16 protein-coding genes and 1 pseudogene are annotated in these 20,280 nt (G+C 54.6%); 7 read left to right on the forward strand and 10 right to left on the reverse strand.

Annotated features, from left to right (window positions below; translation table 11 throughout):
* The first annotated feature begins 150 nt into the window (after positions 1–150).
* A complete protein-coding gene (locus tag CAF65_RS15995; RefSeq protein WP_178076706.1) occupies positions 151–396 on the forward strand; it encodes a type II toxin-antitoxin system Phd/YefM family antitoxin in 246 nt (81 codons plus the stop codon).
* A gap of 262 nt (positions 397–658) precedes the next feature.
* On the opposite strand, the pseudogene CAF65_RS16000 reads toward CAF65_RS15995, so the two are convergent.
* The 7 genes and pseudogenes from CAF65_RS16000 to CAF65_RS16030 all read right to left on the reverse strand — a co-directional run bounded on the left by CAF65_RS16000 (position 659) and on the right by CAF65_RS16030 (position 9,437).
* Positions 659–1,168, reverse strand: a pseudogene (locus tag CAF65_RS16000) (Bro-N domain-containing protein).
* A gap of 402 nt (positions 1,169–1,570) precedes the next feature.
* Positions 1,571–2,377 (reverse strand): DUF6339 family protein, encoded by an 807-nt coding sequence (locus CAF65_RS16005; protein ID WP_085717147.1) that lies wholly within the window; start codon positions 2,375–2,377, stop codon positions 1,571–1,573.
* A complete protein-coding gene (locus tag CAF65_RS16010) occupies positions 2,377–3,282 on the reverse strand; it encodes a hypothetical protein (protein WP_085717148.1) in 906 nt (301 codons plus the stop codon). The genes CAF65_RS16005 and CAF65_RS16010 overlap by 1 nt, the downstream gene beginning before the upstream one ends.
* Positions 3,279–5,132, reverse strand: coding sequence for a hypothetical protein (locus CAF65_RS16015; RefSeq protein WP_085717149.1), 1,854 nt, complete (start codon positions 5,130–5,132; stop codon positions 3,279–3,281). Before CAF65_RS16015 ends, CAF65_RS16010 begins: the two co-directional genes overlap by 4 nt.
* A complete protein-coding gene (locus tag CAF65_RS16020) occupies positions 5,129–6,154 on the reverse strand; it encodes a PD-(D/E)XK motif protein (protein ID WP_143492117.1) in 1,026 nt (341 codons plus the stop codon). The genes CAF65_RS16015 and CAF65_RS16020 overlap by 4 nt, the downstream gene beginning before the upstream one ends.
* Complete coding sequence (locus tag CAF65_RS16025; protein WP_085717151.1) at positions 6,120–8,759, reverse strand: Z1 domain-containing protein; 2,640 nt, start codon at positions 8,757–8,759, stop codon at positions 6,120–6,122. Before CAF65_RS16025 ends, CAF65_RS16020 begins: the two co-directional genes overlap by 35 nt.
* Before the next feature lie 222 nt (positions 8,760–8,981).
* Positions 8,982–9,437: a very short patch repair endonuclease gene (locus CAF65_RS16030; protein WP_085717152.1), complete on the reverse strand. Its 456-nt coding sequence runs from the start codon at positions 9,435–9,437 to the stop codon at positions 8,982–8,984.
* Positions 9,438–9,450: 13 nt separating this feature from the next.
* Between CAF65_RS16030 and CAF65_RS16035 the strand changes: the two genes are divergently transcribed.
* Positions 9,451–11,130, forward strand: coding sequence for a DNA cytosine methyltransferase (locus tag CAF65_RS16035; RefSeq protein WP_085717284.1), 1,680 nt, complete (start codon positions 9,451–9,453; stop codon positions 11,128–11,130).
* Positions 11,131–11,313: 183 nt separating this feature from the next.
* Here the strand turns inward: CAF65_RS16035 and CAF65_RS16040 are convergent, their stop codons facing one another.
* From CAF65_RS16040 to CAF65_RS16050, 3 genes are all read right to left on the reverse strand, one after another.
* Complete coding sequence (locus CAF65_RS16040; RefSeq protein WP_085717153.1) at positions 11,314–12,561, reverse strand: ribonucleotide-diphosphate reductase subunit beta; 1,248 nt, start codon at positions 12,559–12,561, stop codon at positions 11,314–11,316.
* Positions 12,562–13,070: 509 nt separating this feature from the next.
* Complete coding sequence (locus CAF65_RS16045; RefSeq protein ID WP_085717154.1) at positions 13,071–13,346, reverse strand: hypothetical protein; 276 nt, start codon at positions 13,344–13,346, stop codon at positions 13,071–13,073.
* A gap of 190 nt (positions 13,347–13,536) precedes the next feature.
* Positions 13,537–13,800 (reverse strand): DUF2790 domain-containing protein, encoded by a 264-nt coding sequence (locus CAF65_RS16050; RefSeq protein WP_085717155.1) that lies wholly within the window; start codon positions 13,798–13,800, stop codon positions 13,537–13,539.
* Between the two features lie 470 nt (positions 13,801–14,270).
* Here CAF65_RS16050 and acs point away from each other — a divergent pair, with 470 nt between their 5' ends.
* From acs to CAF65_RS16075, 5 genes are all read left to right on the forward strand, one after another.
* The gene (acs, locus tag CAF65_RS16055; protein WP_085717156.1) at positions 14,271–16,226 is read left to right on the forward strand and encodes an acetate--CoA ligase; all 1,956 of its coding nucleotides are present in this window, start codon (positions 14,271–14,273) and stop codon (positions 16,224–16,226) included.
* Between the two features lie 687 nt (positions 16,227–16,913).
* Positions 16,914–17,690 carry an ABC transporter substrate-binding protein gene (locus tag CAF65_RS16060; protein WP_008022793.1) on the forward strand — a complete coding sequence of 259 codons (777 nt, stop codon included), beginning with the start codon at positions 16,914–16,916 and terminating at the stop codon, positions 17,688–17,690.
* Between the two features lie 91 nt (positions 17,691–17,781).
* Positions 17,782–18,471 carry an ABC transporter permease gene (locus CAF65_RS16065; RefSeq protein ID WP_085717157.1) on the forward strand — a complete coding sequence of 230 codons (690 nt, stop codon included), beginning with the start codon at positions 17,782–17,784 and terminating at the stop codon, positions 18,469–18,471.
* Positions 18,468–19,166 carry an ABC transporter permease gene (locus tag CAF65_RS16070; protein WP_085717158.1) on the forward strand — a complete coding sequence of 233 codons (699 nt, stop codon included), beginning with the start codon at positions 18,468–18,470 and terminating at the stop codon, positions 19,164–19,166. The genes CAF65_RS16065 and CAF65_RS16070 overlap by 4 nt, the downstream gene beginning before the upstream one ends.
* A gap of 1 nt (position 19,167) precedes the next feature.
* Entirely contained in the window at positions 19,168–20,280 is a 1,113-nt protein-coding gene (locus tag CAF65_RS16075; RefSeq protein WP_085717159.1) for a M14 family metallopeptidase, read from the forward strand.

Genomic DNA, 20,280 nt, shown 5'->3' on the forward strand with positions numbered 1-20,280 from the left:
GTCGTTTGGGCAGACGTCGGAGATTGTTGGGCCTAGTGGGGTTAGGGCGGCGGTTTGTCCTTGGCGGATTAGTGGGTTGGGGAGGTGAGGGACCGGTCTATCGAAAATCTACGGCTTCGGCTAGTTTGGCTAACTCCATGAAGGTGCCACATGAATGAACTGGTGCAAGTAAACATGCACGAAGCCAAATCCAAGCTCTCCCAACTTGCTGAGCGAGCATGGCATGGCGACAAGGTTGTGATCACCAAGGCTGGCAAGCCATATCTGGATCTGCTGCCCCATGTCGATACGCCTCGGGTGCGCAAGCCCGGGCGGTTGAAGGGGAAGATTCGGATGTCTGCGGATTTCGACAAAACACTCGATGATCTAATCGATGGATTTGAGGACCGTCTATGAGGTGCTTGCTGAGTTGATGTTTCCCAAACTGATGCAGATCATTTGTGGGAGCGAGCCTGCTCGCGATTCGCAAGAACAACGCAGTAACCAGGCCAGCCCCAATCTTGTGGCGAGGGGGCCTACCCCCGTTGGGCTGCAGAGCAGCCCCAAAATCTGCAACCGCGGAGCATCAGACAAACCGAATTATGCGGATTGAGGATCGCTCTCGAAAAAATTGGCTGCCTGAAAACACAGGCAGCCAATTTTCTATGTGGGTGAACAATCAGTATCCACGCATCACCCGTGATGCCTTCCGCCACCACGATTCACGCCTGTTGAATGGATCATCCGCCAGAACACACGGCATATCCCGCAACCGAATCCAGGGTTCATTCTGCTAGTGCTGCATACCGAGCGACATTTGAGGCCAGTCCAGCACACTTAGCGTTGGCCGCTCCACCATTCGCGACGGCCGCGCATCACGCAGCGCAGACACCACCTGATGAGTCAGCCACTCCCGCAGCAATCGATTCTCAGGGCAGTAGTGATAAATCAACAACGCATACACACCTGACTCGCTCAACATCAAACGCTCTTTAGCGGCGCCGTAGAGATCAACGAGCATCATTCGCCTCTGGTCCGCATCGAGCTTGCGCGTCACACGCTCATCAAGGTGTTTACCCATCAGTCGACCGAGATCATGCGCGCAGAACCACGCCTAGTTCTCCAAAAGGAGGGCATGCAGCTGGATGTTGTGACGAGTAAACAGGGTGGGTTTGAGTGATTCAGGCATGTCGGGCCTCCTGGAGCGGAAGCACGTGGCTGGATCTGTGGGCACGGCGAGTCACCTTTATCGTGAAGGTCGGATAGTCAGGCATTTCCTTTACCTCTGGCTGCTTTCTTAGGGCATTCGTTAAGGGTGTCGGGAGCTAAGAAACCCACCAGAGACGGGCCGGACATATTCCCCTTTCGGGTCTTGTATTCGCCCACTCCTGACATAACGGGAATTTTTCGCAGACGTAGAGAAACCGCAGACGAAAAAAAGCCGCATGGCTGTCGGGTGCGGAGGACCGCTCTGGTTTAAGGCGTTTCTTAGGCGCCGAATAGATAGATTAGGGGGGGAGGGGGGCAATGCCGTACGGTCAACCCTACGATAGTTGCTCAACAATTGTCAGCTGAAATTGACTATCAGCACTCAGGATGCTGACTTACAGGTCACAAGCTCAGGCTCAACAGTGTTAATTAACACGTGTGCCGCAGTATTGAACGTATTTGAGACCACGAGTTTTAGTTCCTCGGGAGTTAGATATCCCAGATCAGTGATCTGGTTTTTCACGCGAAGAAGTTTTGTGGCAGAACGCATGACATCCTCCATAGGACCTCGACCGATTTTAGCAGCCGTGTCGAGCCAACCTTCAGCTATAGCGATGGCAAGGGGAGGGTTCCCACCTATTGATGCACGCTCGAAAATCTGAACCATTGCATCCTCAGTCAATTGCTTTAACAACTCCCAGCGATACGCGTGTCCCTCGCCTCTGTCCAACAAAGTACCTCGTACCCACAGTCGCTGAAACGCGTTGCGAACACCACCTGCAAACCGCGCCACACGCTCGCGATTCTTGTCGGTGAAACGCCATGCGACGATGTCAGGTGCCAATACCGTTGTCATAAATGCCCAGACGTCATCACGTAATGCTTCGCCAGTCCTTAACTCCTCTAACTGGCCAAGGTAAATGGCTGCGTCTTGGTCAAATTGCGCTCTAGTAGCTTGGGTGTTGGTAATTGGAAAACCCGCGTTTTGAGCAATCCTTCTTAGCTCAGCAGTTATATTGACGGCCACGCTGTCAGCTCTGGTCCCACCACTTGGGGCGCTGGTCTTCAAGGCTGCGTATTCACTTAAGCGATCGATGCTTTCTCTGGCAGAAGGAGCTTCAGTCTTTATTTTCTCAAGGATTGTGGCGACACCGTGTGCTTTCAGCCGCGGTAGAAGTGGAACGCGCATTATTCACCCTCTCTAAAGTCGGCTGTTGCAAGAATCAAAGCCTTGAACTTCCCAGGCGCATAGCTTCGCATCTGTCGGATGTTCTCTAGATTTTGTCCGGGAAATGACATCTCCATCCACGCTCTCGCTTGGTATCCGATTGAGCCTTCTTCATACCGATCAATATCCGATTCATTCTCTACGTCCAAGGCGGCATCGATAATCTGTGTCATGACATCTGCGACCATTGCCTGGAGCGTCAGCGCATCTCCTTCGACAAACCTTGTGCAAATGCTTTCGATACTGGAGTTGACGTATAGCCTTACGTTACCGCTGAAGTCCGCATCCAATGTTGTGGGACTCCAATCTACAAGCCAAGGAGCATATTGCTCTGGCCTGCCCTTGAAACTTTCGGAAAAGTTGGCAAGCTCAACAGGGAACCTAGAGTCGCCACCATCTTCGATAAGAATATGTTTGTGGCACTGCCAGAGACGTGCGCCCCGCTGCTTCGGCGATAACGGCTCCCCAGAGTTAGCAGGGGCTTCAAGAACGATTCTGAGGCTAAGCTGTAATTGCCCTGAAAGGGTACGCCCTGGAATTGTTGCCTCAAGCGTAACCTCTGGTTTGTTGATATCTAATACTGCAGTCTTCAGGCGATCCACTCGACGGGGCAAGCCGCCAGAGCCGGTACCAGCCACGAGTACTATCGCCAGTTTCAGATCAGCAGCATTAATTCCCAAACGATCTGCTGCTTCAGTAAAGTCTATTTCGACATGAACATTGACTTGGATGTCTTGTTCATAATCCCAGTTCTCCAGAATATCGGAAGCCGGGGATAAGGGTTCACTAGGGGGGCCGATCATCCAACCGCTGAAATTGACAACTTCATTTGGTAGGGTCAGAAATGGGAGGGCTATACGGCTCATTCTCTAGCCTCGTTCAGAAAGCGAAGTCGCACTCCTACAGCGGCTTCAAGTGGACTTACAACCGAAATACTGATTGTGCCACTTTCAGTACCTACCTTGATTGTTGGCCCAAGAGTGATTTCGTTAATGGCACCGAACGACATCCCAATTACCCGGGTTTCAAAGCCAGCTGGTAGGTCTTCACCATCAGCTACGGCACCGTCGGCAACAAGATGAGATTCAGCTGAGACTTCAAGTGCTGCGTTCATCCCATCGTTTTGCAGGTCCGCTTCAAAAATTGCGCAACGTCCATTTTTAGCGTCAATTTCGAGACGAATAAAGCGGGCTGGCGATATGAAAAGTTCCTGCTTTACAGATGTTGGTCGTACGCCTTGCCTAGGTTTTCCCGGACCTTTTCCGGAAACTGAATCTAGCAGACGTCCTAGGCGGCTGGCAGTACCAGCAAGCGAAGGACCGCGCTCCTTACTTTCACTTGCCACTGACAAAACCGGTGCCGCGAAGTTACTGGCGGCCTGCTCGATTCGCTTGAGAGCGCCACGCACAAATGTTTTCGCGTTACGGTTCGGAAGATTGTCAGGAATCCAATCATCATGCGCAGGAGGTTCGGACATGGCAAACGCGGATTCCACTTCATCTTCATCGGAACATACAAATACTCCGGCCCACTCAAAGCGCGAATCGGCAAAAGGTGTACCCTCAATATACTTCACGACCAGCTCAACAGGTCGCATCAAGGCGATATGGCTGGCCTGTTGAGGTATCCCTGAGTCCTCATCCAGAGCGGATCCCAAACGATCGGCGCAAAGCCCTTTCTTGATAATTAGCTTGCCAAGATCCTTTTTAGGACGTTCACTTCTGATAATTTGCACATCATCAGAATCATCTCTGTAGGTCTTCATAGCCGATGCGAACAAATCAAACGGAGGGAAGTCGTCCGGAACCGGCAATGCCACTTCGTGCCCCTCAATTTCCACCCGAATGGTTAACCTCTTGTCTTCAGGTGTTGATTTGGTGAGTCTTGGCCAGAAGTTCCAGAGAATAGTTTCCTGGACATGGTGGTCGATTAACCTAGTCCCTTCTCTATCTTCGATGTAAGGATCAAGGATCAGGATTGAAGTCCCTGTATTGTTTACATCTCGATCAGGCATCCCAAGCGACGCTGCCAATTCTTCTGCAAGGATTCCAGTCAGGGGATCGATGCCATCATCTCCATCACTGATGCCCCACCAGTGTCTCCCTGTGAATCTCTTGCGCTTGTTATCGACCGTATTGGCATCGAACGCTGAACCCAAGTGACACCCCATGAACCTACGCACAGGATTACCTTCGCAAGTCGTCTGGCTATCCACGAGAATCGTCGAACATGCACTCATCGCATATAGAGATGTCTTCCCGTAACCGTAGGTCCCTCCACCGTGATAGGTGTCGCGAGCAACACCGACGTTTCGCAAAAAGTTCACGAAGTCAAGCGCTTCACCTCCATCTGATGCGACATCCCCCGACGTCGGCCCACACAGGCCGGTGGAGCGGAAATCGCAGATTTCCAGCACTTTAAGCCCCACTTTTCCGATTGAGGTTTCTATCTCATTCCGAGTGTGATCACCCAAGGGAAGGTCTGCCAATGCAAAATCCCTCAAAGCAGCGCACTGCTGGGATGTCAGTGTACGCAATCGAATCAACAGAGATGGGCCGACTCCTGGCAAAGCAGCATCAATGCTGTTCTGAATGGACTCTCGGAGCATTGTTTGCAGAAGGTCCTGAGCAGGACAGCCCAGCAGTCGCCTGAAACCGTCCGCTGCAATATTTCCTGTCTTGGCGAAAGGCTCGCTAAAAAGTTCCAGTCGCGTCATCCAGCAATCCTTTCAAAGGCAATTTCTAAATCATTGGTCGATAGCTCAAAGGACTTCGCATGGCTCAGATCGATCTGATACTCCAGAGACGAGATGCCGGCAGGCAAATGCTCTCCAGCGAAACTGGAGTCAATTATTCGCGGGAACCCATCGGAAACCCTGTAGACCTTCAGTCCTTCAAGATCAAAAGAGAGGCGATTCCAGTCTTCACCATGCGGATCCGAGCATCCTAGGGCCTTCAACCCCTTTTCTAGCGTTTCTCTATCAGCCCCCGATTTAAGCAATCTATCAAAGACTAAGCCTACCGAAAGTTGGCCATTTTCGACGCGTTCTAGACAAATATGAGCAAGGTAAAGTGTTCCCCCTGCTGGCGGAGCTAACTGGTCGATGCCATGAATAGATACTCGAGTTGTATCGGATCTACCAGAAGTCTTCACCTCGAGTGCATGGACACCTCGCCGAAAATCATGGCGGAATTCAAAAGGTCCAGTCCAGGTTTCCGTCGCAACATGATTGTGAGTGACTAGGCGCCGCATTACCTCAAGTTCGCCAATCAATCCTTGAACTTTGTTCTCCGGGATATCTTCTCGCGCCTTCTCCTTTAAGAGCTCCCGAAAGTCATCGATAGATGCAGTGACGGCTTTGAGCGGTGAAAATCCCTCTTTGATCCGTCGAAGGATTTCGTCCGCAAGCTCAGCAAACACTACATCTAGAGTTCGGTCCAAGCACATGATGTCGATAAACAGCGTATTCGTATTCGACACCTTGTAGCTCGACGTTGTAACGAGGAGCTTTGAAGTTGACGTCAGTCCACGTGCCGCAACCCGCCCACCAACAGGCACCAAAAGGCGAGGCTCCCCCTGAGCTCCAATGGCATAACGCGCCGTGCCGAAGCCGGTCGCGATACCGGAATCAATACTGGGGACCTCAATCACACCATCACCTGAGCCTGTCGCTTTCAGACGCTTCCACCGCTCGATCGCCCTCTTAGTCATTAATCGCCCCATCCAGTGCTTCAGCAAGCAGTTCTTCTTCTGACGCAATTTGCTCGGGTACAGGGGCGTCCAGCTCCACTGAGAAATAACCGCCCGCTTGGTCGGGTGCTCCCGGAAAAACGATACCAATACCTATTAGGTCACCAACGGCGTCCAGATCCTTGCGAGATGTCGACTGTGCCTTTGATTTACCATCGATCACATACAGTAATAAGAGGGGAGTTTGTGGACGTCCATTTTTGATATCTGCCCAGCTGCCGTTGTTTTTGACTATTTCAGGGTCTATGACATCAATTAATATGTCACTTTTTGACATCAACGCTTTGATGTCGGCATATCCTCTTTCGTTGTCTTTCAACTGAGAGCGACAAGCGGCATTCACTTCGCCAAGCACCCCTAGCGGTTTTTCAGCCGATTTTTCTCCGGTCGGAGTGATGATGCCAACATTCCACTCTTGCAAACTATCTGCTGCCTGATCGATGTAGCCGAGAAGAAGGTCCTTCTTCAGGTCCATGTGGTGCTCACAGATGTCATAAGCCACCAGAAACTTACGTATCTCTTGGAGTTTCACATTTCGTGCAAGATGGCGCTTACCACCGCCTTGGGTTTGGAATGGGTATTTTGCATTTACATCGTCAACGAACTGAACCGCAGTTTCCCAATTACCCGTTACTTTGGTAAAACTCTGGTGATCAAATCGAATGGTTTGTACATGCCGGCCCTCGAAGCTGATATTGCTGCGATAGGCATGTCGCATCTTGGATGCAGCAGTAATTGCCATACCTGGAATGGCACGAACCCGAACGGCGAACTCCTTGGGAGTGACGTCATGCTTTCGGTAGTTGCTGATGTCTTCGCGGATCTCTTCTTCAATACGCGCCAATGCTCGGAAGTTGGACGCGAGCTCAGCAGTCGTCCAGAGGCGAGGAAGATCTTCGTATCCCTTTCTATAGCCGAACCAACGGCCCATCTGAAGCAGAGTGTCATACTGCATGGACGTGCGCAGAAAGAATGAAACGGATAGGCCTTCAAGTGTCAGTCCACGGGCCAGCACTGTCCCCCCCACCACGATGTAAGTTTTGGGTTCTTTGGTGTAATCCAACCGTTCAAAACTTTCACCGTTCTCGATAGCGAATTCCAGAGCATCCAAAGTGCTCTTGATATGAGGGCGCAGGTCGGCCAGTGAGTGAATGCCGTCGTACTCCAACGGAACCTGAATAGTCTCCTCCTCCAAAACCTGCTTCATCTTGTTTTGAAGTTCACCAGAATCACCGGTCAATTCAGCTAGGTTGTCTTCGATCCATTGCTCGATGAGCTTTGCCATCCGCTTGTGCTGAATGATGAAAGGAGAGGTATGAACCAGCATGGTCATGTGCTGGTCTTGTTGGTCGCGTGCCCTTCGGATTGCACAACTGAGCAGAAACCAGAGTACCGCATGCACTAGTTCTTCGGTCATCTGCGGGTGGAACGAATCCTTTTCGCTGGGGCGGACTGGTCGCAACAAATTGAGCTTTTCATCCAGCACATGGCGAATCATATTTCTGCCAGCTTCTTCGGGAGACTCCGGACCGTCAGGATTAGCAGGGGCGTATCCAAAGACCTCACGCGCACCAAAGTAACCATCAGTGCGAGGCAAAGTAGTAATGAAGTCTTCCGGATAAAGGTCGTCCAGGTCATTCTGATTCAGCGGGTACGGATCGATGAAAACGTTGGCAAATGGTGTAGCTGTGTAGCCCACATAAGATACCGCGGGAAGCGCTTTTAGGATCTTGCGGATTTCGGCATTGATCCTCGTCATGTCGTAGTCGTTGTTCGACGAGTTAACTGATGCCTGATCGCACTCATCGTCAATCAGAAGCACTTTGAGTTGTCGAAGGATTGCCAAGGGTGTTTTTGGTTTGCCCTTGTCATCAACAATCGTCTTGCGGAAGGTCTCGAGCCGCGAAGTGATTTTTTTCATCACGACCAGCTGCGCGCGCCCGGGAACGGGCATCGTGAACGAGCCGTTTGCAGGATAGGTGTAGTCGCCGTCATCCTGCTCGGTGGTGTACAACTGCCAGAAATGGCGGTGGCGATTTACTATGTCGTGCTCGATACGTCGCTGAGTCTGTGCCCGCAACTTATTGGTCACACCGCCCAGCAGTACGATCAGGTTATATCCGGCATCCACAGCTTTAGCGATCACTGCGGTCATGTTTGCTGTCTTGCCGGACTGAACATAACCGACAACAAGACCACGATGGCGAAAACCTTCATTATTTGGATTTGCAAGCAGCGAGACAACTTCTGACGAGCTCTCATCGATAGATGCAATGGTGTCTTCATCCCAGCCCTTGCTGTTCGTGAGGTATCCCTTCAGGGCTGGCCAATGAACATCCTTCAAACCAGACCCTTTGTACCAAGGGTCTCTTTTCTTGATTAGCGAGCTGCGACGTAAAATCTCGACATCCTCCAGAGACGCGACTACTTGCTCAAGCGCTACTGCAAGATTCTGGTCCATCTCAGAGGTAAACGAGAAGCCAATGCTGGTGAGATCCTTCTTCAAGGCCTCTGCAGCTTGCTCTGGAGAATCATGCGTAGGAAGTTTCTCGCGGATCTGACGAGCGAAGGTTTCAACCTGGGGGTTTGTCATCGAAGCAATCCTTACTTGCTATCCCTAGTATCGGCGCAGCTGGTTCGCTGAATATGGCCTTCCATCCAACTTCCCGACCGTCTGCAATGTGTAACATCACTTTGCCATTTTCTGCTCTGTTGGCCCAGCCTATTTTGCGCAGGGCAGCAGATTGGATTACTTCAGGCAATGACGAGCATACAAGCGGCGGCAGGCGGCTAAGCATCGACTATTCATAGGTCATCAGATGCCCACTACAGGAAATTCGGGCCAGGAGACGTATTTTTGATTACAATCCCGCACGGCTTCCAGAAGCCAATACATTTCTGTTTCAGGCCCGCGAATACCGCATTCCCAAAGCTCGAAAACACGCCATCCCTGCTGGAGCAGCTCAGTTTTGTTCCTGAGGTCTCGCTCCACGTTCTGGTCGAATTTCAATCGCCAGAACTCTTCGCGAGTCCGAGGGGTTGTGGCATACCTACAGCCTGGGTGCCTGTGCCAGAAACAGCCATGAATGAAAATGCAGACGTTGTAGCGAGGAAGCACTACGTCTGGCCGACCTGGAAGCTTCCGAGAATGCAGTCGATACCTGAAGCCATGCCGATGGAGCAGCTTCCGGACCTTCATCTCGGGAGATGTATTGCTACCGCGAATAGCGGCCATCATCCGAGACCTGACTTCTTTACTGACTATGTCCATGACCGAGCCCCAAATGAACTTGCCATTAGGCCGAGCTACAGCTATCGAGAGCAACACTAAGCTTTCGAAGCCGATTCAGATCGTCGATCTTTTTGCAGGCCCTGGAGGGCTTGGTGAGGGGTTCGCATCCTCGGGTGACGGAACCCGTTTCGAGATCGTGGTCTCAGCCGAAATGGACCCCGTTGCTAGGGAAACGCTCAAACTGAGAGCGTTCTACAGACTTCTAAAGCTGAAAAATCCTGATCGGCTGTGCGATTACTACGATTTTTGTAATGGTCATCGTAAAGAGCCTTTCAGTGATGCTAGCAAAGCACAGTGGCAGGAGGCCGATGAAGAGGCTAGATGCATCACTTTGGGATCAGAAAAAGGCGACCGGGAGCTCGACGATATTCTTGATGAGAGACTTGAGGATCGACCTTGGGTGCTTATAGGTGGCCCTCCCTGCCAAGCCTATTCAATCGTAGGTCGGGCGCGTAATCAGGCAAAAGCCGATTACAATGCCGAAAACGATCACCGCCATTTCCTTTATAAGGAATATCTGCGAATCATCAAGGAGAGGAAGCCAGCTGTTTTCGTGATGGAGAACGTGAAGGGTATCCTGTCCTCTAAGGTTGCAGGTGAGAGTATTTTCTCGCAGATTTTGCAGGACCTTACGGACCCTAACAAGGCTCTCGGCGATCCGACTCCCGGCACAAAATATCGAATATGTTCGCTCGTAACTGACCAGTCCTTCGGTCCTGATGACGATGTGAATAAGGTGGATCCTCGCGGTTTTATCATCAAAGCCGAAGAGCATGGTATTCCTCAGGCTAGGCATCGAGTAATCCTCTTAGGTATTGCCTTGGATGATCAAGGATGTATTCCTGAACACGGAAGCATTCCGGAGATCGTTGAGCGAGTCAGCACAAAGCAAGTTCTCGGTGATCTACCAGAGCTGCGTAGTCGGTTGACCAAGCAACGAGATGACAGCGAATCTTGGTACCGGGAAGTTGCAAATCAGCTCGACGGGCTCAGATCGGAAGTCGATGGTAGGGTCGAGCCGAAGCTCGATTATGCAATGAAGATTGCACGGGACGCTTTGCTCTCTGCCTCTCTGGATGTTGGTGCGTTACGAGTATCTCGCCGTAAGGGTGATGGTAGAACGAAAGATCAGAGTCTGGACCGATGGTATCGCGACGATAAATTGGAATATTGGCTAAACCACGATGCTCGCGGTCATATGCTTTCTGATCTACGCAGATACATGTTCGCGAGCGTCTATGCTCGAGCCTACAAAACCTCTCCGAAAGGGCATCAACAATTCACACTTTCAGGTCTTGCACCTGCTCATAAGAACTGGGAAAGCGGAAAGTTCAGTGATCGTTTTAGAGTGCAGTTGGAGGAGATCCCGGCAACGACCATCACTAGCCACATATCCAAGGATGGTCATTACTTCATTCACTACGATCCCAAGCAATGCCGGAGTTTGACAGTCAGAGAGGCTGCTCGACTTCAAACCTTCCCCGACAATTACTTTTTTCAGGGTAATCGCACACAACAGTTCCATCAGGTTGGAAATGCGGTACCGCCATTGCTAGCGAGCAAAATAGCTTCGGTTGTGTATGCTGTAGCCTGCAAGAAAATCCAAGGGAAGGGGCAAACTTATTTACACGATAATCAGACTTCGTCAGTAGCCCTGACAGTAAGCGTCTAGATATTGCCGAAAATGATCTACAACAAAACAGGCCTGATGGCTCGATTCGGTCGCGTGGTTGTACGCAAAGTGATGTAGGAAATCGATGTTAAGGCAACAAAAAAGCCCCGATTAGATCGGGGCTTTTGCATTTTTTGATTTGCCGATTCAGGTCTAATCGTCAAATCGGGATGAACTAGGAAATCAATCCCAGCTCAGCGCCCCACCAGTCTGATACTCAATAACCCGAGTCTCAAAGAAGTTCTTCTCTTTCTTCAAGTCCATGATCTCGCTCATCCAAGGGAACGGGTTAGTCGTCCCTGGATACTCTTCCTTCAACCCAATCTGCGACAGACGACGGTTAGCGATGAACTTGAGGTAGTCCTCCATCATCGCCGCGTTCATGCCCAGCACGCCGCGAGGCATGGTGTCGCGGGCGTATTCGATCTCCAGCTGAGTACCCTGCAGAATCATTTGCGAGGCTTCTTCCTTCATCTCGGCATCCCACAAATGCGGGTTTTCGATTTTGATCTGGTTGATCACGTCGATACCGAAGTTCAGGTGCATGGATTCGTCGCGCAGGATGTATTGGAACTGCTCGGCGACGCCGGTCATTTTGTTGCGGCGGCCCATGGAGAGGATCTGGGTGAAGCCGCAGTAGAAGAAGATGCCTTCCAGAACGCAGTAGTAGGCGATCAGGTTGCGCAGCAGTTCCTTGTCGGTTTCGACGGTGCCGGTGGTGAACTGCGGGTCGGAGATGGAGCGGGTGTATTTGAGGCCCCAGGTGGCTTTTTTCGCGACCGACGGGATCTCGTGGTACATGTTGAAGATCTCGCCTTCATCCATGGCCAGCGATTCGATGCAGTACTGGTAGGCGTGGGTGTGGATCGCCTCTTCGAAGGCCTGGCGCAGGATGTACTGGCGGCATTCCGGGTTGGTGATCAGGCGGTACACGGCCAGGACCAGGTTGTTGGCAACCAGGGAGTCGGCGGTGGAGAAGAAGCCGAGGTTGCGCATCACGATGCGGCGCTCGTCGTCGGTCAGGCCTTCCGGGTTTTTCCAGAGGGCGATGTCGGCGGTCATGTTGACTTCTTGCGGCATCCAGTGGTTTGCGCAGCCGTCCAGGTACTTCTGCCAGGCCCAGTCGTACTTGAAGGGTACGAGTTGGTTGAGGTCGGCGCGGCAGTTGATCATGCGTTTTTCGTCAACGGCGACACGGGCGGAGGCGCCTTCGAGTTCGGCGAGGCCTTCGGCGACGTCGAGCGAGTCCAGGGCGGCCTTGGCGCGGGCAACGGCGGCGGAGTCAGCGGCGGTCACGGCACGGGCTTCCAGGGCGGCGGCACCGCCAGCGCTGTCGAGACGGTCCATGTTGGCTTCGGCGGCGTGGCCGGCGTTGGCGCTCTTGACTGCTACTTCCGTGTCTTCTTTGTCGAATTCGTCCCAGCTCAGCATGACGTGTCGTCTCCTGCGTGAGGGCCAGTGTGCCCGTGTGAAATTGGATGGGTCGGTTTTTCACACGGCCGTACTGGCCGCGTTGGATGTCGTTTTTTGCCGCGGTGCACGCAGGCAAATAAACCTGATTTTGTACGGGGTTCCGAGAGCCTCTGAGGGGCGCGGAAATCGGTGAGGATTTCGGCGTGGGCTTCAGACTGGCTGTTGTCCCTGTAAGGGAATATTGCAGGCCCGTTTAAGGCGGCATTATAGGGAAATTTTTCCGGCCGTGGTGGGGCGAATCCGCGCATGGAGCGGCCGAGAGGGCAGGTTTTTCGGTCAGAGCGAGGGTTTATGGGGCTTTGCCGGGGGAAGATTTTTTTTCGTAAAAATGGCTTGACTCAGGTTTTGCTTAAAAAATGAGCAGAAAAAGCGATTTTTTACTACATGTTGTGTTTTGAATGGCTTTTCGGCGACTCCAGACACAACTAAGCCCGACCGAAGTCGGGCCATGAAGTCGTGCTGGCGGCTCAGCTCAGGCGAGCGGCACCTACGCGATCGGCACCATCGGCGGCGAGGCGGGCGGCGCCAGTGTGATCAGCGCCGTCGGCAGCCAGTTTGCCTGCGCCAATGTGGTCTGCGCCATCGGCTGCGAAGGACGCTGAACCGGTGTGGTCGTAACCGTCGGAAGCGACAGAGGCTTCGCTGGTGTACGCGGCCGAGCCGGTGCGGTCGTAACCATCGGCGGCGAAGGTGTTGGCAGCCAGCACGGAGAGGGTCAGGGCGAGGATCAGTTGGGTTTTCATGGTCGTTGCTCCAGTTTCGAAGGCGTTGTTTGTCTTGGGTTGAGATTGATACTACGCCGACTTTTTCGATTAAAAAGCGCAAATAAATGCTTAAAATAATCGAATTATTAGATTATCAAGGTTCGGCGCTTCATCTGCCTGATCGCGGCGGGTGGGTCGAACCTTTTCGGGGGAGGGGTGAAGCAGGGGATCAGCCGTTAGAGCAGCCGTTGCCCATCGCGCTGTAACGCAGGATATGCCGTTGACCGTTGGAGTCTTCGTATTCCATTTTCATTGGCACAACTTCACAAACATTCGGGGCTTCGCTCATGGAGATCACTTTGGCGATGTCCAGATTCATCGAGTAAGTGTATTCCTCAATGGGCGGTTGTTGCTGCGCGACATCAGCCGGGACCTCGCCTGCCATGGCACTTACGCACACGCTGCTGAGGGCCAGAACCAATAAAGCTTTCATTTGAATTTTACCTTTCTAAGGTCGAGTGGGTTCACGCAACCTTTTTGGGGTTGCGTGTGGAGCTGAACTACTGGGTTTGGGTTAACTGCCTTCGTGGGGGCTGTAACTTGGTTAACTCAGGTTGCCGGGTTGGCGTGGCAGATTTTAGGGGTGGCGAATACGTTCATATAGACGTGGTTTTGATAAACACCTTTGGCGGATCCTGTAACAATCCCTGAATAGCCTCTTCTTTTTTGTAGGAGCGAGCTTGCTCGCGATGAGCCAGAGGGCATCGCGGGGTGTCAGATTGGACGCGTTATCGTTGGAGACCATCGCGAGCGGGCTCGCTCCTACAGGTGTTATGTGATGTCTGGTGGGTATTCACGACATTTTGTAGGGGCTTGTTACTACCATCGTCGAATGGTTCTATAGGCCCGGCCCGGGCTACAACAGGGTCATACAAAAACAACTATTCCACCGAGGTAAGAAAGATGAGTGCGGCTTCCCTGTATCCCGTTCGTCCCGAGGTTCTGGCCAATACGCTGACCGACGAGGCGACCTACAAGGCCATGTACCAGCAGTCGGTCGTCAACCCGGACGGCTTCTGGCGCGAGCAAGCCAAGCGCCTCGACTGGATCAAGCCTTTCACCACGGTGAAGCAGACTTCCTTCGACGATCACCATGTCGACATCAAATGGTTCGCCGACGGCACCCTGAACGTTTCCTACAACTGCCTGGACCGTCATCTGGCCGAGCGTGGCGATCAGGTCGCGATCATCTGGGAGGGCGATGACCCTTCCGAAAGCCGCAACATCACCTACCGCGAGCTGCACGAGCAAGTCTGCAAGTTCGCCAACGCCCTGCGTGGCCAGGACGTGCACCGTGGCGACGTGGTGACTATCTATATGCCGATGATCCCCGAAGCCGTGGTCGCCATGCTGGCCTGTGCCCGGATCGGCGCGATTCACTCGGTGGTGTTCGGCGGGTTCTCGCCGGAAGCCCTGGCCGGTCGCATCATCGACTGCCGCTCGAAAGTGGTGATCACTGCCGACGAAGGCATTCGTGCCGGCAAGAAGATCCCGCTCAAGGCCAACGTCGACGACGCGCTGACCAACCCGGAAACCAGCAGCATCCAGAAAGTCATCGTGTGCAAGCGCACCGGTGGCGACATCAAGTGGAACCAGCATCGCGACATCTGGTTCGAGGACCTGATGAAGGTGGCCGGCACCGTTTGTGCGCCGAAAGAGATGGGCGCCGAAGAAGCGCTGTTCATCCTTTACACCTCCGGCTCCACCGGCAAGCCGAAGGGCGTGCAGCACACCACCGGCGGCTATCTGCTGTACGCGGCCATGACCCACGAGCGCGTGTTCGACTATCGCCCGGGTGAAATCTACTGGTGCACCGCCGACGTCGGCTGGGTCACCGGCCACAGTTATATCGTCTACGGCCCGCTGGCCAACGGCGCGACCACGCTGCTGTTCGAAGGCGTGCCGAACTACCCGGACATCACCCGGGTGGCGAAGGTCGTCGACAAGCACAAGGTCAACATCCTCTACACCGCACCGACGGCGATCCGCGCCATGATGGCCTCGGGTACGGCGGCTGTTGAAGGCGCCGATGGCAGCAGCCTGCGCCTGCTGGGTTCGGTCGGCGAGCCGATCAACCCGGAAGCCTGGGACTGGTACTACAAGAATGTCGGCAAGTCCCGTTGCCCGATCGTCGATACCTGGTGGCAGACCGAAACCGGCGGCAACATGATGAGCCCGCTGCCGGGCGCGCACGCCCTCAAGCCCGGCTCTGCGGCGCGTCCGTTCTTCGGCGTGGTGCCGGCGCTGGTGGACAACCTGGGCAACATCGTCGAGGGCGAGGCCGAGGGTAACCTGGTGATTCTCGATTCGTGGCCAGGCCAGGCGCGTACGCTGTATGGCGACCATGACCGCTTCGTCGACACTTACTTCAAGACGTTCCGCGGCATGTACTTCACCGGTGACGGCGCCCGTCGCGATGCTGATGGTTACTACTGGATCACCGGTCGCGTGGACGACGTGCTCAACGTGTCCGGCCACCGCATGGGTACCGCCGAGATCGAAAGCGCGATGGTCGCTCACCCGAAAGTCGCCGAAGCGGCTGTGGTCGGTGTGCCGCACGACATCAAGGGGCAGGGCATTTATGTGTATGTCACCCTGAAAAATGGCGAAGAGCCGAGCGAGCAACTGCGCCTGGAGCTGAAAAACTGGGTGCGTAAAGAGATCGGCCCGATTGCTTCGCCCGATGTCATCCAGTGGGCGCCGGGCCTGCCGAAGACTCGTTCGGGCAAGATCATGCGCCGGATTCTGCGCAAGATTGCGACGGCTGAGTACGAGGGGTTGGGTGATATCTCCACCTTGGCTGACCCGGGTGTGGTGCAGCATTTGATTGATACGCACAAGACGATGAATGTCGCGTAAGCGGCGGTTCTGAGTCATTGGAAGCCCTGCCTGGCGTTGCGCCAGGTGGGGTTTTTTATTCTTCGGGTTTTGTGTGGGTTGGGCGGGCCCCTTCGCGAGCAGGGGAGTTTTGGTGGAGGCAAGTTTTGTGGTCGACACAAAACCATTGTGGGAGCGAGCCTGCTCGCGAAGGTGGTCTTTGAGGCAATACAACAACATCTACCAATAAATATCGGTTTCCTCTGTCGGCATTTTCCTACTGTTACCCGCGATCATTCAGGTTACTGAATGTGTAACCGCATCGCGCCAGTACGGGGCATTGGGAAACGCCAAGCCCTGTATCAGGGCCTCAAAACCACCGATGAAAAATAAGACCCTACGCTGTGCTTGCCGGATTAGAAGGGTTTGCCAATAATAGGCCCGCAATTTGCAACATACATCGGTTCAATGTCTTTTGCCTTTGCATGTTTTTGCAGGGCTGTCAACGTGCCGAAACGGCATTCTCAGTGCTTCTGTAATTAGTTGTCGCATTGAAGAAATATCGGCTTCGGGCCTGTCGTTAGAATGCCGATCACTCGCTCGTCGTTGCCCGTGTTGAATTTCAACGCCCGCTTCCCAGGACGCAGCAACGCTTTCCGGTTCCACTCATTCGCATATTGGGCTGTCGCTCACTCTGCCGTTTTAGCCCTTTACCGATGGAGTCCCAAGATGAAGAAACTCGTGCTGCTTGGCGCCCTGGCACTGTCCGTGCTGTCCCTGCCAACCTTCGCCGATGAAAAACCTCTGAAAATCGGTATCGAGGCGGCTTACCCTCCGTTCGCCTCGAAAGCGCCGGACGGCAGCATCGTGGGTTTCGACTACGACATCGGCAACGCCCTGTGCGAAGAGATGAAGGTCAAGTGCGTGTGGGTCGAGCAAGAGTTCGACGGTCTGATCCCGGCGCTGAAAGTGCGCAAGATCGACGCGATCCTGTCGTCCATGTCGATCACTGAAGATCGCAAGAAGTCCGTGGACTTCACCAACAAGTACTACAACACCCCTGCTCGCCTGGTCATGAAGGCCGGCACTCAGGTCAGCGAAGGCCTGACCGAGCTCAAGGGCAAGAACATCGGCGTGCAGCGTGGTTCGATCCACGAGCGTTTCGCCCGTGAAGTCCTGGCCCCGCTGGGTGCCGAGATCAAGCCATACGGTTCGCAGAACGAAATTTACCTCGACGTGGCCGCCGGCCGCCTCGACGGCACCGTGGCAGACGCTACGCTGCTGGATGACGGTTTCCTGAAAACCGACGCCGGTAAAGGCTTCGCGTTCGTCGGCCCTGCGTTCACCGATGTCAAATACTTCGGCGACGGCGTAGGTATTGCGGTTCGCAAGGGCGACAAGGCAGAGCTGGACAAGCTCAACGCCGCCATCGCGTCGATTCGCGAGAACGGCAAGTACAAGCAAATCCAGGACAAATACTTCGCCTTCGATATCTACGGCAAGTAACACGTCCAAGCGACAAGTCCGAAATGGCGCAAGCAACAGGATCTCTGAGGTTTGCGCCATTTTTTCATCCCAACTTTCGAGGACCTGAATCATGTTGAAAGGCTACGGGGCTGTCATCCTCGATGGCGTTTGGCTGACGCTTCAGCTCGCCTTGTCGTCCATGGCCCTGGCCATTGTCCTGGGTCTGATCGGCGTGGCACTGCGTCTTTCGCCAGTGCGCTGGCTGGCCTGGCTGGGCGATCTGTATTGCACGGTGATCCGCGGTATTCCCGACCTGGTACTGATCCTGCTGATTTTCTACGGCGGCCAGGACCTGCTCAACCGCGTCGCGCCGATGCTGGGCTATGACGAGTACATCGACCTGAACCCGTTGGCGGCCGGTATCGGCACCCTGGGCTTCATCTTCGGAGCGTACCTGTCGGAAACCTTCCGTGGCGCCTTCATGGCGATCCCCAAGGGGCAGGCCGAAGCCGGCATGGCCTACGGCATGAGCAGTTTCCAGGTGTTTTTCCGGGTGTTGGTGCCACAGATGATTCGTCTGGCGATTCCGGGTTTCACCAACAACTGGCTGGTTTTGACCAAGGCCACCGCGCTGATTTCGGTGGTGGGTCTGCAAGACATGATGTTCAAGGCCAAGCAGGCGGCCGATGCCACCCGCGAGCCTTTCACCTTCTTCCTCGCAGTGGCGGCGTTGTACCTGGTGATCACCAGTGTCTCGTTGCTGGCATTGCGTCACCTCGAGAAGCGCTACTCGGTAGGCGTAAGGGCGGCTGAGCTATGATCTTCGACTACAACGTCATTTGGGAGGCCTTGCCGCTGTACCTCGGCGGCCTGGTGACCACCCTCAAACTGCTCGCGCTGTCGCTGTTCTTCGGCCTGCTGTGTGCATTGCCGCTGGGCTTGATGCGCGTCTCGAAGAACCCGGTCGTCAACATGACGGCGTGGCTCTACACCTACGTGATCCGCGGCACGCCGATGCTGGTGCAGCTGTTTTTGATCTACTACGGTCTGGCGCAGTTCGAAGTGGTGCGCGAAAGCTTCCTCTGGCCGTGGCTGTCCAGCGCAACCTTCTGTGCGTGCCTGGCGTTCGCGATCAACACCAGCGCCTATACCGCCGAAATCATCGCCGGCAGCCTGCGTGCCACGCCGAACGGCGAGATCGAAGCGGCCAAGGCCATGGGCATGTCGCGGATCAAGATGTACAAGCGCATCCTGCTGCCGTCGGCCCTGCGTCGCGCGCTGCCGCAGTACAGCAACGAAGTGATCATGATGCTGCAGACCACCAGTCTGGCGTCCATCGTGACCCTGATCGACATCACCGGTGCCGCGCGCACGGTCAACGCCCAGTTCTACCTGCCGTTCGAGGCGTACATCACCGCCGGCGTGTTCTACCTGTGCCTGACCTTCATGCTGGTGAAGCTGTTCAAGATGGCCGAGCGCCGCTGGCTGAGCTACCTGGCCCCGCGGAAGCACTGATATGGAACGCATCGATCATGCTTTGCCATGGAGCCACCTGGGCAGCGAGCGCCGGATTTCGGTGTTCCGCTTCGGCAGTGGTGAGCGCAAGGCCTACATCCAGGCCAGCCTCCATGCCGATGAGCTGCCAGGCATGCGCACAGCGTTCGAGCTGAAAAAGCGTCTGGCCGAACTCGAAGCCGGTGGCTTGCTCAACGGTGTGATCGAGCTGGTGCCGGTGGCCAATCCCCTGGGCCTCGGTCAACTGCTTCAGGGCAATCATCAGGGGCGTTTCGAGGCGGGCAGCGGCAAGAACTTCAACCGCGATTTCGTCGAGTTGAGCGCGCCGGTTGCGGCTGCGCTGGCAGAGAGTCTGGGTGATGATCCGCATGCCAACATTCGCCTGATCCGTCAGGCGATGGCTGATCATCTGGCCGCATTGCCGGAGGCGAGCAGCCAGTTGCAAGGCATGCAGCGCGTCCTGCTCAGCCACGCCTGCACCGCCGATGTCGTGCTGGACCTGCATTGCGATGCTGAAGCGGCGCTGCACATGTATGCCTTGCCGCAGCACTGGCCGCAGTGGCGTTCGCTGGCTGCGCACCTGAATGTGCGAGTCGGTCTGCTGGCGGAGGATTCCGGCGGCAGTTCGTTCGACGAGGCGTGTTCGTTGCCGTGGTTGCGTCTGTCGCGTCTGTTCCCGGATGCGAAGATTCCGCTGGCCTGTCTGGCAACTACCATTGAATTAGGGGGCCAGGCCGACACCGGTCGCTTTGATGCCTGCGCCCACGCCGAAGGCATTCTGGCGTTCCTCGCCGAGCAAGGCCTGATCGGCGGTGAATGGCCGAAACCTGCGCAAGAGCCTTGCGAAGGCATGCCGTTCGAAGGCACTGAGTTGTTGTTGGCACCACACCCCGGTGTGGTGAGTTTCCTGCGCAAACCCGGTGAGTGGGTTGAAGCGGGCGACGAGATTTTTGAAGTGATCGATCCGTTGGCGGATCGGGTCAGCACGGTGTGTGCTGGTACGTCCGGGGTGCTGTTTGCCATTGAACGGCTGCGTTATGCCCAACCCGGTTTCTGGCTGGCCAAGGTGGCGGGGCGCGAAGCGCTGCGTCACGGGCGCTTGCTCAACGACTGA

This window comes from Pseudomonas sp. B28(2017), from assembly GCF_002113025.1.
Taxonomy (GTDB): domain Bacteria; phylum Pseudomonadota; class Gammaproteobacteria; order Pseudomonadales; family Pseudomonadaceae; genus Aquipseudomonas.